Origin of the sequence: Salinisphaera sp. T31B1 (assembly GCF_040361275.1) — a bacterium.
Classification (GTDB): Bacteria; Pseudomonadota; Gammaproteobacteria; order Nevskiales; family Salinisphaeraceae; genus Salinisphaera.
Genome location: NZ_APNH01000001.1, coordinates 111,233 through 125,809, shown reverse-complemented (window position 1 = coordinate 125,809; position 14,577 = coordinate 111,233). Strand labels below are relative to the sequence as shown.

The 14,577-nt window shown below is 65.0% G+C and carries 14 protein-coding genes; 10 read left to right on the top strand and 4 right to left on the bottom strand.

Annotated features, from left to right (window positions below):
• Positions 1-192 precede the first annotated feature (192 nt).
• The gene (gene fliE, locus T31B1_RS00580) at positions 193-525 is read left to right on the top strand and encodes a flagellar hook-basal body complex protein FliE (RefSeq protein ID WP_353247515.1); all 333 of its coding nucleotides are present in this window, start codon (positions 193-195) and stop codon (positions 523-525) included.
• A gap of 208 nt (positions 526-733) precedes the next feature.
• Here fliE and T31B1_RS00575 read toward each other — a convergent pair whose 3' ends face one another.
• The gene (locus T31B1_RS00575) at positions 734-2,065 is read right to left on the bottom strand and encodes a FliC/FljB family flagellin (RefSeq protein ID WP_353247514.1); all 1,332 of its coding nucleotides are present in this window, start codon (positions 2,063-2,065) and stop codon (positions 734-736) included.
• A gap of 293 nt (positions 2,066-2,358) precedes the next feature.
• On the opposite strand from T31B1_RS00575, the gene T31B1_RS00570 reads away from it, so the two are divergent.
• Entirely contained in the window at positions 2,359-3,072 is a 714-nt protein-coding gene (locus T31B1_RS00570; RefSeq protein WP_353247513.1) for an RNA polymerase sigma factor FliA, read from the top strand.
• 269 nt (positions 3,073-3,341) lie between these two features.
• Positions 3,342-5,084 (top strand): methyl-accepting chemotaxis protein, encoded by a 1,743-nt coding sequence (locus T31B1_RS00565; protein WP_353247512.1) that lies wholly within the window; start codon positions 3,342-3,344, stop codon positions 5,082-5,084.
• Positions 5,085-5,306: 222 nt separating this feature from the next.
• On the opposite strand, the gene T31B1_RS00560 is transcribed toward T31B1_RS00565, so the two are convergent.
• Positions 5,307-5,750: a nucleoside deaminase gene (locus T31B1_RS00560; RefSeq protein WP_353247511.1), complete on the bottom strand. Its 444-nt coding sequence runs from the start codon at positions 5,748-5,750 to the stop codon at positions 5,307-5,309.
• Between the two features lie 145 nt (positions 5,751-5,895).
• Between T31B1_RS00560 and T31B1_RS00555 the strand changes: the two genes are divergently transcribed.
• The 3 genes from T31B1_RS00555 (at position 5,896) to T31B1_RS00545 (ending at position 8,498) form a co-directional block, all read left to right on the top strand.
• A complete protein-coding gene (locus tag T31B1_RS00555; RefSeq protein WP_353247510.1) occupies positions 5,896-6,483 on the top strand; it encodes a DNA polymerase ligase N-terminal domain-containing protein in 588 nt (195 codons plus the stop codon).
• Positions 6,484-6,654: 171 nt separating this feature from the next.
• Positions 6,655-7,533: a non-homologous end-joining DNA ligase gene (gene ligD, locus T31B1_RS00550; protein WP_353247509.1), complete on the top strand. Its 879-nt coding sequence runs from the start codon at positions 6,655-6,657 to the stop codon at positions 7,531-7,533.
• Positions 7,534-8,042: 509 nt separating this feature from the next.
• Complete coding sequence (locus T31B1_RS00545; protein WP_353247508.1) at positions 8,043-8,498, top strand: PaaI family thioesterase; 456 nt, start codon at positions 8,043-8,045, stop codon at positions 8,496-8,498.
• Here T31B1_RS00545 and ybaK read toward each other — a convergent pair.
• Both ybaK and moaA read right to left on the bottom strand, forming a co-directional pair.
• Positions 8,495-8,962, bottom strand: coding sequence for a Cys-tRNA(Pro) deacylase (gene ybaK / locus T31B1_RS00540; RefSeq protein ID WP_353247507.1), 468 nt, complete (start codon positions 8,960-8,962; stop codon positions 8,495-8,497). The genes T31B1_RS00545 and ybaK overlap by 4 nt on opposite strands.
• Positions 8,963-9,017: 55 nt before the next feature.
• Positions 9,018-10,058, bottom strand: a complete 1,041-nt coding sequence (gene moaA, locus T31B1_RS00535; RefSeq protein ID WP_353247506.1) for a GTP 3',8-cyclase MoaA — start codon at positions 10,056-10,058, stop codon at positions 9,018-9,020.
• A gap of 265 nt (positions 10,059-10,323) precedes the next feature.
• Here moaA and T31B1_RS00530 point away from each other — a divergent pair, with 265 nt between their 5' ends.
• From T31B1_RS00530 to T31B1_RS00515, 4 genes are all read left to right on the top strand, one after another.
• Entirely contained in the window at positions 10,324-11,718 is a 1,395-nt protein-coding gene (locus T31B1_RS00530) for a cytochrome ubiquinol oxidase subunit I (RefSeq protein ID WP_353247505.1), read from the top strand.
• The gene (gene cydB / locus T31B1_RS00525; protein WP_353247504.1) at positions 11,715-12,722 is read left to right on the top strand and encodes a cytochrome d ubiquinol oxidase subunit II; all 1,008 of its coding nucleotides are present in this window, start codon (positions 11,715-11,717) and stop codon (positions 12,720-12,722) included. Before T31B1_RS00530 ends, cydB begins: the two co-directional genes overlap by 4 nt.
• Positions 12,722-12,892, top strand: a complete 171-nt coding sequence (locus T31B1_RS00520) for a hypothetical protein (RefSeq protein WP_353247503.1) — start codon at positions 12,722-12,724, stop codon at positions 12,890-12,892. Before cydB ends, T31B1_RS00520 begins: the two co-directional genes overlap by 1 nt.
• 256 nt (positions 12,893-13,148) lie before the next feature.
• Positions 13,149-14,576: a DUF2868 domain-containing protein gene (locus T31B1_RS00515; protein WP_353247502.1), complete on the top strand. Its 1,428-nt coding sequence runs from the start codon at positions 13,149-13,151 to the stop codon at positions 14,574-14,576.
• Position 14,577 lies beyond the last annotated feature (1 nt).

Below are 14,577 nucleotides of genomic sequence, written 5' to 3'. Positions count from 1 at the left end.
TTGACCACGCCAGCGGGCTCGGCGGCCATTATTGCCTAGCCCTGTCTTTTCAAAGACATGAAAAGCCCGCTTTTTGGGCGCCATTTGCGCTGTTTGGCCATCCGGGACCTGAGCTACCCTGCCAGGCGTCCACGCGGCGGGCGTTGCTTCGCCGTGCTCGCTCGTCATGCATTAGGGAGTCGTCGAACGATCATGAGCGCTGTCGGCCCATTACTACAGAACGTCGTCCAGCAGCTGCAGGCTACAGCGGCACAGGCGACTACGAACCGCGATCCGATCGCCCACGAGGCTGGTTACGCACCGGACAGCTTCGCCGCTGCTCTGATGCATTCGATCGATCGGGTCGATGCTCTCAAGCAGACGGCCGTCGCCCAGGGGCACGCCTTCGAACGGGGCGAGCCCGGCATCGGTATCAACGATGTCATGGTCGATATGGAAAAGGCCGGCGTGGCCTTCGAAATGAGCGTTCAGGTCCGCAACCGCGTGGTCAACGCCTACAAAGACATCATGAACATGCAGGTCTAGGCGATCATGCCGAACCGGTAGGTCGGCTCGGCTGCACAGGCGAGCCGTCGGCGGCCCCCGGCGCAGCGACACGACGGCAGAGGGTCCGCCTGCGCGCGGCCGGCTCTCGGTCGTTGGCACAGGCCATCATGTGCGTATGCGCTACAACGAAGAAGGGGGCGCCGAAGCGCCCCCGTCCTGTGGTTCCGCGTTCAAGCGGTGGCCGGTTCTAGCCCAGCAGGGAAAGCACGCCCTGGCCGGTCTGGTTGGCCTGAGCGAGCACGGAGGTGCCGGCCTGCTGCAGGATCTGGGCCTTGGACATGTTCGAGACCTCGGTGGCGTAGTCGGTGTCTTCGATACGCGAACGGGCCGAGCTGATGTTGATGGTGGTGGTGCTGATATTGCTGATGGCCGAGTCCATCCGGTTCTGTACCGCACCGAGGTCGGAACGCAGATCGTCGACTTGCTTGAGAGCGGCGTCGAGTGCAGCCAGCGGATCGCTGGTCTTGGCGTTGGTAGCGAAATCGCCGTCGTTCACGGCGGTGGTGCCACCGGCCCCGACGTCGACCTTGCGACCGCTGTCGCTGACTACGCCGTCTTCGCTGATGTCGGCCTTGGTATAGCTGTAGTCGCCCGCCGTGCCCGACTGGATAGCGTACTGGGTGTTGCCGTTGTCGTCTTCATAGGAAACGACCGAGGAATCAGCTGCAACGCCGCTGGTGTCGAGCGTCACGCCCGTGCTGGTAACCGTCGCATCACTCTGGACGTCCTTCGCATCGCTGACCTTGCCGGTGACGTCCGTACCCGTGTCGGCAACGGTTCCATCCTGGTCGATCGTGGCCGCCGTGAAAGTGGTGACGGCTCCGTCGGTGTCGTTGGTGGTCACCGTCTTCACCGCGTACTGCGTGGTGCCGGCGTCGTCCTGATACGAGACAAGCTGCTCGGTGACATTGGGGTCGGCATCGGTGCCAGCGCCACCGTCGTCGGCGGTCAGAGCGCTCGTGTCCACGGTGACGGCCTTGCCGCCGCCGTTCACGTTGAATCGATCTAGACCCAGCGTGGAGGAGTCCATCTTCGACAGATTGATCGAGATGGTCTGGTCGTCCTTGTCGCCGACCTGGATCTTGATCTCGGTCTTGGAGCCGTCGAGAACGTTGGTGCCGTTAAACGACGTCTGCTCGGATATACGGTTGATCTCGCCCAGACGCTGATCGATTTCGTTCTGGATGGACTCCAGGTCCGATGCGGAGTTGGTGCCGTTGGCAGCCTGTACGGTCAGCTCGCGCACGCGCTGGAGGTTGTCGTTGACCTGATCGAGCGCGCCTTCGGTGGTCTGGGCCAGCGAGATGCCGTCGTTGGCGTTCGACGAAGCCTGTTCGAGACCCTTGATCTGGGAGGTCATGCGGTTGGCGATGGCCTGGCCAGCGGCATCGTCCTTGGCGCTGTTGATCTGGCTGCCCGACGACAGTCGCTCGATGGCGCTGTTGAGGGATTTCTGGGATTGGCTGAGGTTGTTCTGGGCAACCAGCGACAGCGTGTTTGTGTTGATGGTGAAAGACATGATCGAGTCCCCTGGTTAGGTATGAAAGCGTTGGCGGTGTCGCCTTGTTGCGACGGGTCATGGCCGCCGCTGGCGGTTCTATCGTCACCGTCGCCCGCTTCTTTAATCGTCCGGTCGCGGCCGGATTTTCTCCCGTGTTCGCGTGCAATCCGGCGAGCAGCCGCCGAAACCCGGGCCTGTTCGCGGCATGGCCTGGCCCGCCGGGCGCCAATAATCGACGGGTCGATACGCGGCAGGCCCTGGGTCAGGCCGGTTGGGGCGAGGCATGCCCCGGGTTTTCGAAGGACGACTGCATGTACACGGCGCAGGGAACGATCGATCGATCGCAGGTCATAGAGCAGTACCTGCCCATGGTGCGGCGCCAAGCGCTTGCGCTGCGGGTGCGTCTGCCGTCGAGCGTGGATCTGGACGATCTCATTCAGGCCGGCATCGTGGGCCTGCTCGATGCGCTGGATCGATTCGACGCCGGCCAGGGGGCCTTGTTCTCGACCTATGCATCGCAGCGGGTGCGTGGGGCGATGATCGACGAGTTACGCAGCCGCGACTGGCTGCCGCGCAGCGTGCGCCGCGCCAGCCGTGAGCTCAACCGTGCGATCCAGCGTCTCCAGCACCGTCTCGGCCGAGCCCCGAGCGAAAGAGAGATCGCCGGCGAGCTCGATATACCGCTGGACGAATATCACCGACTGCTCTACGACGTGAACAACGGATTTATCGAAGCCTACGAGGAAAACGGCACCGATGAGACCAGTGCCACGGTGGTATCGGACGAGGTGACCATGACCGCCGGCCCCGTGGAGGCCCTGCTGGCCTTCGGCGAACGAGAGGCACTGGCCGCGGCCATCGAAGAATTGCCCGAGCGCGAAAAGCTGCTGCTCGCGCTGTATTACCAGGAAGACCTCAACCTGAAAGAGGTCGGGGCGGTACTCGGGGTCGGAGAGTCCCGCGTATGTCAGCTGCACAGCCAGGCCGTGTCCCGGCTGCGCGCCACGCTGGCCGCCACCGCCTGAGCCGGGCCGCGGTCGCGCCCGCCCGAGGGCTGATGGGGCCGACACGCGCCGCTGCGAACCCGCGCTCGGAGCGAATCGCCGCGGGTCTTAAAGTCCATCCGACGGCGGCCGATAGTCGGCGCAACACCACCGTTGCTGGATGCTGTGGGAACGACTGACGCCGACCCGGCGCCGAGCGGACCCGGTATGCCGGGTAGTGATCGCGGGCATTTCACGCACATCGACGGTGTTGACGATCGACCGCTGGCTCAATACCTGGAAAACCCTCGATGCTGAATATCAATAAAAGTGTGAAGGCCAAGCTCGGCCTCGGATTCGGGCTGATTCTGGCCCTTCTGTGCGGACTGGGCGGCTATGCGTTGTATGCGCTGGATCACAGTAACCAGACCGTCGATGTCATGTACAACAAGAATCTCAGCGGCCTGCGCGATATCGCCAAGGTCGACAGCCTGATCGCAGGGCTGCGCAGCGACATCACCGAGGAGATGCTGGGGCAGTCTTCGGCCGGCATCCAGGCGTTCGTCGAGGCCATGCAGGCCGAACGTCGCGAAATCGGACAGCGCTGGGCGGCCTACTATCCGGACAAGCTGACCTCGGCAGAAGAGCGCACCGCCGCAGACAAGGTCTGGGCCGAATATCAGGCCGTCACCGAGCGGCTCGACGCATTCGTGGCCGAGCTCAACAGCGGCGGCACCTATGCTGCCAGCGTGTTCTATACGGACAATGTTCAGGCCAGTTTCGATGCGCTGCGCGGCCAGTTGAACAACCTGGAGGACTACCAGGTCGAACGCGCAGAAGGCTTCTACAACAACACGGCCCAGATCGGCCAGCGTGATCAGATGCTCATCGTGGCCGCGATCATCGCGGCCGTATTGCTGACGCTGGTCATCACCTGGCTGCTCACCCGCATGATCACTCGGCCGTTGCTCGGCGCGCGCCATCTGGCCGAATCCATCGCCGACGGCCATCTCGACAACGACGTGCGCACCGATCGCGGGGATGAGTTCGGCGTCGTGCTCAACGCTCTGGGCGCGATGCAGGCCCGTCTGGCTGAAATGGTACAGAAAGTGCGCGCCGGCTCTGAAGCAGTCAGTACGGGGACCAGTCAGATCGCCTCGGGCAACGACGAACTCAGCAGCCGTACCCAGCAGCAGGCCGCCAACCTCGAACAGACGGCGGCTTCGATGGAGCAGATGACCTCGACGGTCAAGCAGAACGCCGACAACGCTGCACAAGCCGATCAGCTGGCGCGCGGGGTCCGGGCCCAGGCCCACGAAGGCGGGGAGGTGGTCGGCCGCGCCGTCGAATCCATGCAGAAAATCGAAGAGGCCAGTCGCCGGATCGTCGATATCATCAGCCTGATCGACGATATCGCCTTCCAGACCAACCTGCTGGCCTTGAACGCTTCGGTCGAGGCCGCACGTGCCGGCGAGCAAGGCCGCGGGTTCGCGGTGGTCGCCTCGGAAGTGCGTAACCTGGCCAGCCGGAGTGCGGCGGCGGCCAAGGACATCAAGGGGCTGGTCGAAGACAGTGCCGCCAAGGTGCGGGATGGCTCGGCGCAGGTCTCGCAGTCGGGCAAGACGCTTGACGAGATCGTCGAGAACATCAACAAGGTCAGCGATCTCGTGGCCGAGATCGCCGCAGCCAGCAAGGAGCAGTCCAGCGGTATCGAACAGGTGAATCTGGCGGTCTCGGAGATGGACAGCATGACTCAGCAGAACGCGTCGCTGGTCGAGGAATCCGCGGCCGCCAGCCGATCGCTGGAAGAACAGGCCAATGCGCTTCGGGCCCAGGTGGCGTTCTTCAAGGCGGAGCGCTTGCAGGCGATCGACGCCGAAACGGCTGCAGAAACCGAGACCGACGAAGCCGACCGGGACAGCCGCCTGCCGGCTCCGTCCTCGGAACGCTCGGCTGATAAAGCCGGGGCTGTACCGGTATCAAGGCCGGCGCCATCGTCGCGGGCGAGCGTGGCCATGAACGTGGCCGACGAGGGTGAGTGGGCTTCGTTCTGATCGGCAGGCAACGCGGTTGGGCCATGGGCGCCTTGGCGCCGGTGGGCCCTGCGTCGCCGCGCGTACGCGACCCGGAGTTGTTTGATCACGCCAAGCGGTGAGACCGCCCGGCCGGGAACGGCCGGGCGGTCTCGCTTGTCAGCACACCGACAGATCGAACGGCTGGCGGACTCGGTCTGCGCCTGGCCTGACGTCGCCCGGGACGGTCCGCGCAGCCAATTGCTATTTGCCGATGTCCTCGTTCCAGAGCTCGGGTTGGGCGGCGATGAACTCCGTCATCAACCGGCGACAGTCGGTGTCGTCGAGCACGGTGACTGTCACGCCGCGATCGCGCAGGTGGGCTTCCTCGCCCATGAACGTCTGGTTTTCGCCGACGACCACGTGCCGAATGCCGTAGAGCAGAATCGCGCCGCTGCACATCGCACACGGCGACAGCGTCGTGTAGAGGGTGACGTCCTTGTACCAGGCGCCGGGGCGCCGCCCGGTCGATTCGAATGCGTCCATCTCGCCGTGCAGGATCGCACTGTCGCGCTGGACGCGGCGGTTGTGGCCGGCGCCGACGATATCTCCGTCCCTGACCAATACGCAGCCGATCGGCACGCCTCCTTCGTCGTAGCCGGCACGTGCTTCGGCCAGGGCAGCCTGGATGAATGGGGCGTGGTCCATGTTTCGTGGTCCTGGTGGAATAGAGGCCGGTGAAGTCTAAGCATCCGCAGCGGATGACGACAGCACTGCTCGGCATTTGTGCGGATGGCACCTCAACGCCCGACGGCGTTGAATAGGTTGTCACCGGATTGTATGGGTGTCGGGTATGACCGCCGATCCGCTCAAAGGTTATCGCGACAAGCAGACCGCTCGTATCGGTTCGCCACCGTGTGGCCGGGCCGCGCATCGGCCGATCTTCGTGATCCAGAAACACCGTGCCTCGACGGTGCACTATGATTTCCGGCTCGAGATCGACGGCGTGCTCAAATCCTGGGCCGTGCCCAAGGGCCCGTCGACCGATCCACGGGATAAACGGCTTGCTATCGAAACCGGCGATCATGCGCTGGGTTATGCCGACTTCGAAGGCGTCATCCCGGCAGGGCAGTACGGCAGCGGAACGGTGATGGTCTGGGACATCGGCGCCTACGATCGCGCAGCCGGCGACAGCGAGCGGTCGTTGGCCGAGTGCTGGGCCGACGGGCACCTGCATGTGCTGCTCCACGGCGACAAGATCCGCGGCGGCTATGCGCTGACGCATTTCCGCACCGAGGGCCGCACACGGCAGTGGTTGCTGATCAAGACCGATGATGCCGAGGCGGATGCCCGCCGTAAGCCGGTCCGTACCGAAAACCGGTCGGCACTGACCGGCCGCAGCATGGCCGATATCCAGCGCGCGGATGACGATCATGCCTGAGCAATATCACCACCGCGCGGTGTCACGCCGGGGTTCGGCTCGGCCACGAACGGGAAGACGCGCGCGGCGGCCCGCCACGTCGAATGTAGCGCCGCTCGTGCCCCGCGCTCGGGCGTTTCATGGCCGTTGGCGACGCCACGGCGCCGTCGCCGCGCGCTCGGTAGCCGGACGATGACCGACCGGATCGCCAACGCCGACAAGATTTTCTTTCCGGATACGGGGCTGACCAAAGGCGATCTGGCGGCGTACTACCGCCGTATCGCGCCGGTCATGTGTCCACACCTGGCCGGTCGCCCAATCACCCTCAACCGGTTTCCCGACGGGATCGACGGCACTTATTTCATCCAGAAAAGCGTCTCGGACCATTACCCGAACTGGATCGATTCGGTCACGGTGTCCAAGGAAGACGGGCATATCACCCAGCCGCTGATCGACAACGCAAGCGCACTTGCATATTTCGTCGGCCAGGGCGCGGTTGCCTTTCATGTGTGGTTGTCGCGTCACGACCGCCCGCACCATCCGGACCGTCTGATCTTCGATCTCGACCCGCCCGACGACGACTTCGCCGCGGTAGCATCGGCCGCGCGGGCGGTACGCGATAGGCTGAAGGCGCTCGGCCTCGTGTCGTTCGTGATGACGACCGGCTCGTCGGGGTTGCACGTGAGCGTGCCGTTGGATCGGAGGGCCGATTTCGATCGGGTCCGCGCCTTTGCCGCGCGTGTCGCCGAATCGCTCGTTGCGGATGCGCCGGATACGTTGACCACCGCCCATGCCAAGGCCCGACGCGGCGACCGGCTGTATCTGGATATCGGCCGCAATGCCTATGCCCAGACGGGTGTAGCGCCGTATTCGGTACGGCCGAAGCCGGGCGCGCCGATCGCCACCCCGCTTGCCTGGGGCGAACTGGGTGATCGCCGGCTGCATGCGCAGCGGTTTCATATCGGCAATATCTTCCGGCGGCTGGGGCAGCGCGAATGTCCCTGGTCGGACATCCAGCGCCGTGCGCAGAGCCTGGATCAGGCCATCGAGGCACTCGACGCAGCGCCCTGAGCCTCGGGCCGTTGTATCCTGCACGCGGATCATGAATCCGCGCCGAGCCCGATCGACGGCACCACGATCGTTAAACGGGCGGGACCCGGCGGGTCACACGACGAGACCATCGGTCGATTCGGCTATGCAATCCAGGCGATCGCCGTCGTTACGCAGCGCCGATACGGCGGTTTGTGGGCCCGGGGGGCAATGCGGCGGGCTCGCAATGAGATGACGCCGGCGGACCTGGCCCAACGCACGCGTGGCTGTTCGCCCGGCCAAGCAACGGGTCGTCGGTATATGCTTCGTGCCGGCGTCACCGTTAGCCTGGCCGGCCCACTTCGCATGGGCAATGGTTTCAAAGCGGCTGGGTTCGGGCTTCGATCGGCGGTCCCGACCGGAGTTCGCCGGGTTGTGGGCCAGACGGCAGGGCGATCGTCGAGCCCGGAACGGGTTCTGCGCGACGATGAGCGACTCGACTACGACACAGGACACGAGGCGGCATGGCCGCGCTAAAGGATGACCCTCTGATGAGCAGTGAATACCCGGTTTCGTCCGAATGGGCGACCCACGCCGATGAAGGATTTCTCGCGCTTGTGGGGCCGGTCCTCGAAAGACGCGACGGCGATGCGCTCGTTCTCGGCGTGGCCACCGAGGCCAAGCATCGCAACACGCGTGGCGTGGTCCAGGGCGGGATGCTGGTCACGCTCGCCGACCGGGCCATGGGACGCCGGGCGCGGCTGGCGATCGACGGCGGGCCGGTGGCCACCGTGCAGCTCGATACCCACTTCGTCTCGGCTGCCGAGATCGGCGAGTTCCTGCAGGCGCGAGCGACGCTGATTCGGTTGACGCGGTCGCTGGTATTCGTCGAGGCCACGGTGAGCGTCGACGAGCGTCTGGTTATGACCGCCCGCGGGCTGTGGAAACGGATGAAAGACCACGGTAGGGTCGAGCCGGCTCGGCCGCCGACAGGTGGAAATGGCTAGCGTGCCAGGACACAGAAGCGCGCTTCGAGGAGGTCGCCAAGTAGACATGCGTCGATCTCGATCTCCAGACCGCGCCTGCCGCCGCTGACGTAGATCGTCGGGAAATCGCCTGCGGACACATCGATGAAACTGCGTAGCGGCTTCTTCTGGCCGAGTGGGCTGACGCCGCCGAGGACGTAGCCGGTGGTCTTTTCCACGCGTACCCGGTCGGCCATGAAGGCCTTCTTTGCACCGGCGGCTGCAGCCAGACGCTTCATATCCAGGCGCGCAGCCACCGGCACGGCCGCCACCACGAGTTCGTGGCTGTCGAGTTCGACCACGAGCGTCTTGAATACCCGCGCCGCGGCGACGCCCAGCTGGTTGGAGGCGTCGATACCATAATCACTGTGCGCTGTGGACGGCTCGTAGGTGTGCAGGCGGTATTCCGTCCGGTGAGCATCCAGCAGTCGGGTGGCAGGGGTCATTGCATGTGCGAACGGGTTGCAGGGGGCAGGCGCACGGAACAGCCGGGCGTGCCGATCACCCGCCGATATATGACATCTCGACCCGGCCGTCGGCATCCTTGCCGCGACGGCTGGCCGTCTGCTCGCCGCGGATCTCGGAGTAGCGATCGTCACGCGCACGCCAGATTCCGGCCAGCAGATCGGTCAGTTCCGCGTCGGTGGCACCGGCGCGCATCGGGCCGCGGATATCGCGCCCGTGAACGCCGAACAGACAGGTATACAGCTCACCGATTGCCGACAGCCGGGCGCGCGTGCAGCCGCCACAGAACGGCTGCGATACCGACGCAATGATGCCGATCTCGCCGGCGCCGTCGTCGTAGTGCCAACGATTGGCTGTTTCGCCCGGTGTATTCGCCGCCGCCCGCGTGATCGGATGTACCGCACGGATCGTATCCACGATTTCGCGGGCGGTGACGACCTGTTCCATGCGCCAACCATTGGATGTGCCCACGTCCATGAACTCGATGAAACGCAGGACCACGCCGGTATGGCGAAAGTGTTCGGCCATCGGCAGGATCTGGTGTTCGTTGACGCCGCGCTGGAGTACGCAGTTGACCTTGACCGGCCCGAGCCCGGCGGCACGCGCATTGTCGACGGCCGCAAGCACTTTGGAGGCCGGATAGCCCACGTCGTTGATCGACTTGAACAGCTCGTCGTCGATCGCATCCAGGCTGAGCGTCACGCGATTGATACCGGCGGCCCTGAGTTCGCGGGCGCGCTGTTCGGTGAGCAAAGAGCCGTTGGTGGTCAGGCAGATATCCTCGATACCCTCGATCGCGGCCAGCCGGGCGACCAGTACGTCCAGGTCCCGGCGCAACAACGGTTCGCCGCCGGTCAGCCGGAGCTTGGTCACACCCAGACCCGCGGCCAGGCGGGACAGCCGCTCGATCTCGTCGAAGTCCAGCAATTCGGCGCGCGGCAGGAACAGGTGCTCGGACCCGAACAGATGCCGCGGCATGCAGTAGGTGCAGCGAAAGTTGCAGCGGTCGGTCAGCGAAATCCGCAGATCCCGCAGAGCGCGTGCGCGCGTATCGGTAACGGCAGCGGTCGAGGTCATGGCTCTATGATCGGGGCTTTCGCTGCGACTCTCAAGCCTCGGGCCGATGGCTGTCGCTGGACAATCGTTTCGCCTGCCAGCCAGATTCGCTTGTACCGGGGTCCGGGTGCGAAGATTAGCGCACGCGTACCCGGTCTCCGGGTGCGACATCGTGCCTCTATCGTTATACGACTTTCGTAGTATATTGCTGGAGGCCGTCGCGACCGGTTCGAGCTCGCCTCGAGCTGGCCCCGCCACGCCAGGGAAACCACCCGGAGTATCGTCGATGTCATTGGATCCGGAAATCCTGTCGCGAATCCAGTTCGCGTTCGTTGTTTCCTTTCATATCCTGTTCCCGGCATTCACGATCGGCCTGGCCAGCTGGCTGGCCATGTGTGAAGGACTGTATCTGGCGACATCGAGAGATGTATTCCGTCGGCTGTACCAGTTCTGGGTGAAGATCTTCGCCGTGTCCTTCGGCATGGGCGTGGTGTCGGGCATCGTGATGAGTTTTCAGTTCGGCACGAACTGGTCGGTGTTCGCCGAGGCCACCGCGCCGGTGCTCGGACCGTTGTTCTCATACGAAGTGCTGACCGCGTTCTTCCTGGAGGCGACCTTCCTCGGCATCATGCTGTTCGGCTGGAACAAGGTGGGTCCGAGGCTGCATTTCTTCGCCACCGCCATGGTCGCCATCGGCACCATGCTGTCGGCGTTCTGGATTTTGTCCGCCAACTCCTGGATGCATACGCCCGACGGCTTCGAGCTGCGCGACGGCATCTTCTATCCGGTCGACTGGTTCAAGATCGTATTCAACCCGTCGTTCCCCTATCGGCTGGTGCACATGGTGCTGGCGGCCTACCTGACCACCGCCTTCGTGATCCTGGGCGTCGGGGCGTGGTATCGCCTGCGCGACACCGCCCACGAGTCCGCGCGGGTGATGCTCATGATGGGCGTCGGTTTCGTGTCCATCGTCACGCCGCTGCAGATCGTGGCCGGCGACTTCCACGGCCTGAAGACGCTGGAATACCAGCCCGCCAAGATCGCGGCCATGGAAGCCCACTGGGACACCGAGCGGGGTGCGGCTCTGGCCCTTTTCGCCTGGCCCGATAGCGCAGCTGAAACCAATCATTTCGAGATCGCGATCCCGAATCTGGCCAGTCTGATCCTTACCCACGAATGGAACGGCGAACTGGTCGGACTCAAGGATTTCCCGCGCAGCGAGCGACCGCCGGTCGCGCCGATCTTCTTTTCGTTCCGGATCATGGTGGGGCTGGGGATTCTCATGCTGATCGCCGGCATGAGCGGGCTGTGGCTGGCCTGGCGGCGCCGGTTGTTCGATACGCCCTGGTATCACCGTTATCTGGTCGCAATGACGCCATCGGGTTTCATCGCCGTGCTCGCCGGCTGGATCACCACCGAGATCGGCCGCCAGCCTTATACCGTCTATGGCCTGTTGCGCACATCGGACTCCGTCTCGCCGGTCGGCGCGCCGAGTGTGCTCGCCACGCTGGTCACATTCGTGGTCGTCTACGGCATCGTCTTCGGCGCCGGGTTGTACTACATCCTGCGCGTGGTGCGCACCGGGCCGGAGCGGCCGCCGGTCGATCCCAAGCCGGATCCCTATGCCACGCCGGCCCGGCCGTTGTCGTATCCGAACGAATCCGTAGGGGAACGCTCATGACCACGATGGAACTGCTGCCGCTGGTGTGGTTCGGCATCATCGGCTTCGGCGTGATCATGTATGTGTTGCTCGACGGCTTCGTGCTGGGCATCGGCATCCTGTCGGGCTTTGCTCACGGCGAACACGAACGCGACATCATGATGAACTCGGTCGCCCCTATCTGGGACGGTAACGAGACCTGGCTGGTGCTGGGCGGTGTCGGTCTGCTGGCCGCCTTTCCGCCGGCCTACACGGTGCTGTTGCCGGCGCTTTATCTACCGCTGTCGCTGATGCTGATCGCGCTGATATTTCGCGGTGTCGCCTTCGAATTCCGGTTCAAGGCCAATCGCCCGCTGGGCTGGAACATGGCGTTCAACCTGGGTTCGATCGTGGCGACCTTCTGCCAGGGCGTGACGTTGGGCGCGATCGTGCAGGGCATCGACGCTGAGGGCGCACAGTATGTGGGGGGTGCCTTCGACTGGCTGTCGGCCTTCACGCTGCTCACCGGCTGTGCGCTGGTGGCCGGCTACGCGCTGCTGGGCGCGACCTGGGTGGTGATGAAGACCTCCGGCGTGTTGCAGGCCAAGGCCTACGGCTGGAGCCGCATGCTGCTGACATCGGTGATCGTGTTCATGGCGCTGGTCAGCCTGTATGTGCCGTTTCTCGACGGCAACTATGCCGAGCGCTGGTTCGGTTTTCCGCACGCGCTGTTGATGGTGCCCTTCCCGCTGGCCGCGATCGCGGTCTCCTACGGGCTGTACTGGAGTGTGGCTCATCGCCACGAGCATCTGCCGTTTCTGTTGTCGCTGGCGATGTTCGTGGTCGGCTATGCCGGTCTGGCCGCGAGTTTCTGGCCGCATATCATCCCGCCGCATCTGACTATCTGGAACGCGGCCTCGCCGCCGGAGACCCAGGGGTTTCTGATCGTCGGACTGGGTTTTCTGCTGCCGTTCATCCTGTTCTATACCGGCTGGTCGTACTGGATCTTCCGCGGCAAGGTCACCCGTGACATGGGTTACCACTGATGCCGCGCCAGGCTAACGTCGAACACGGCAAGCGCCGCAACCGGATGCGCCTGGGGGACAGCGCGCGCCGTCTGCTGTGGTTCGTCGGATTGGCCGCGGCGAGCCTGATCGTGTGCGCCACGGCGGCACTGGTGTTCCGCGAAGTCATCTTCTTCGTGCTGGAGCACTAGCGCCGCGGCGAGCGGGTGCGATCGCGCCGTGGGGCCGGCGTGGTTCGATCGCGACGCGCTCACGGGATCCTCACGGCTCGACTGGGACGCCGGATTGCTCTCGAATCGCGAGGAAAACCGCGGCTTTGCGCGGCTCGGGGCGCCACGCGCGTTCGCTAGCCTGTCATGAGCACGCTACGCTCGCGTTTTCCTGGCGGCCACGTGTATCGACCTCGGGTGCGCCTGTCATTACTCAATCTGAGGTTCTCCCAGGCACATGAACGCTGTCCGACGAACGCCTGTCGGCTGGACGCTGGCCGACCTGATCGATTTCGAGGCGCTGCTCGCTGGCATGTCCGAAGACGATATCGCCGGTGATCGGCTCTATTTCGCCCGGGATATCCGTCCGCAACTCGGCGCCGGCAGCGAGATCGCGCGGCGGCGACGCGGCCTGCGATTGTGGTTGGCCATGCGCGCCCAGCACACGCCGCCCGTGCCGGGGCGTCTGTGGCGCCGCGGGCGCAGCGTGGCCGAGCTGGGTCTGTCGCTGGGCATGGCCCTCGCCGGATTCATTCTCGTCGCGGGCCTGTGTGCCGGTGTATCGCAAAGCGTGCACGTCATCGTGTTCTTCGCGCTGACGTTGATCGTGCCGTGGGCGGTGTTCGTGCTCTGGGCGATCGTGCGCATCGCAGGGCAGGGTAGCGGCCAGGCCCTCGAGCGGCTGTTGGATCTTGGTCTGCGTCTGGGCGCGGGTGTGACCGGAGCCGAGCCAGATGGCGTTGCCGCGGACTGGCGCGAACGTCTGCTCGAAGGCCGACAGCCCAGACGAGCGCTGGCGGCGGCCCTGGGCGGCACGCTCCAGCGTGGCGGGCTGGGTTTCAGCGTCGGCCTGGTCGCGGCCTTCATCGGCTGTCTGATGATCTTCGATGTGCGTTTCTACTGGGAAGCCACGCCCGAGACGGGCGGACTGATGCAGTCATCGGTCCAGGCCATTGCCACCCCCTGGCAATGGGCCTGGCCGGCTGCGGTGCCGAGCACTGCGGCTATCGAATCCAGCCGTGCGCGTTTCGTCGACGGGGTCAAGCGCGTGCCCGACACGCCGGCCAGTGCCGGCGCTTGGTGGCGTTTTCTGTTGATGTCGCTGTTGGTCTGGGGCGTGCTCCCGCGCCTGCTGCTGATCGGCTACTTCGGTTGGCGCGAACACCGAGCGCTGGCCAGGCTGGATTTTCAGGCTCCGCGGCACCGGGCGTTGTGGCGTGGGCTGACCGCAGTCGAACGCGGTGCGGTCGCAGCCGCGGCAGCCGATGGTGCGCTGGTGCTCGATGTCGGTGGCAACGGGGTGAGCGGCGACGAACTGCGCGGGTTCTGTCTGCGAGCGCTGCGATTGAATCCTCAGGCGGTGCACCGTATCGACGTGCTCGACGAGGCCGAGCAGGCTGCGGCCGATTCGGCGCTGGCCGACGCCCCGGCTCATGTCCTGCTCGCGGTGGCAGACTGGAGTCTGTCGCCGCGTCAGGCGGCGGCGCTGCAGGCACGGGTGCGAAACGCCGCCGGCGCGGATACACCGGTGACCTGGGTGGTGATCGGGCAGGGCGAGGGCCGCTGGAGCGCGCCGGCGGACGAGCATATGGCCCGCTGGACCCGTTTCGTGGATGGCCTGCGCGATCCGGCCACCGAGGTGGCCGCGTTTGACCCGGGAGCCTGAC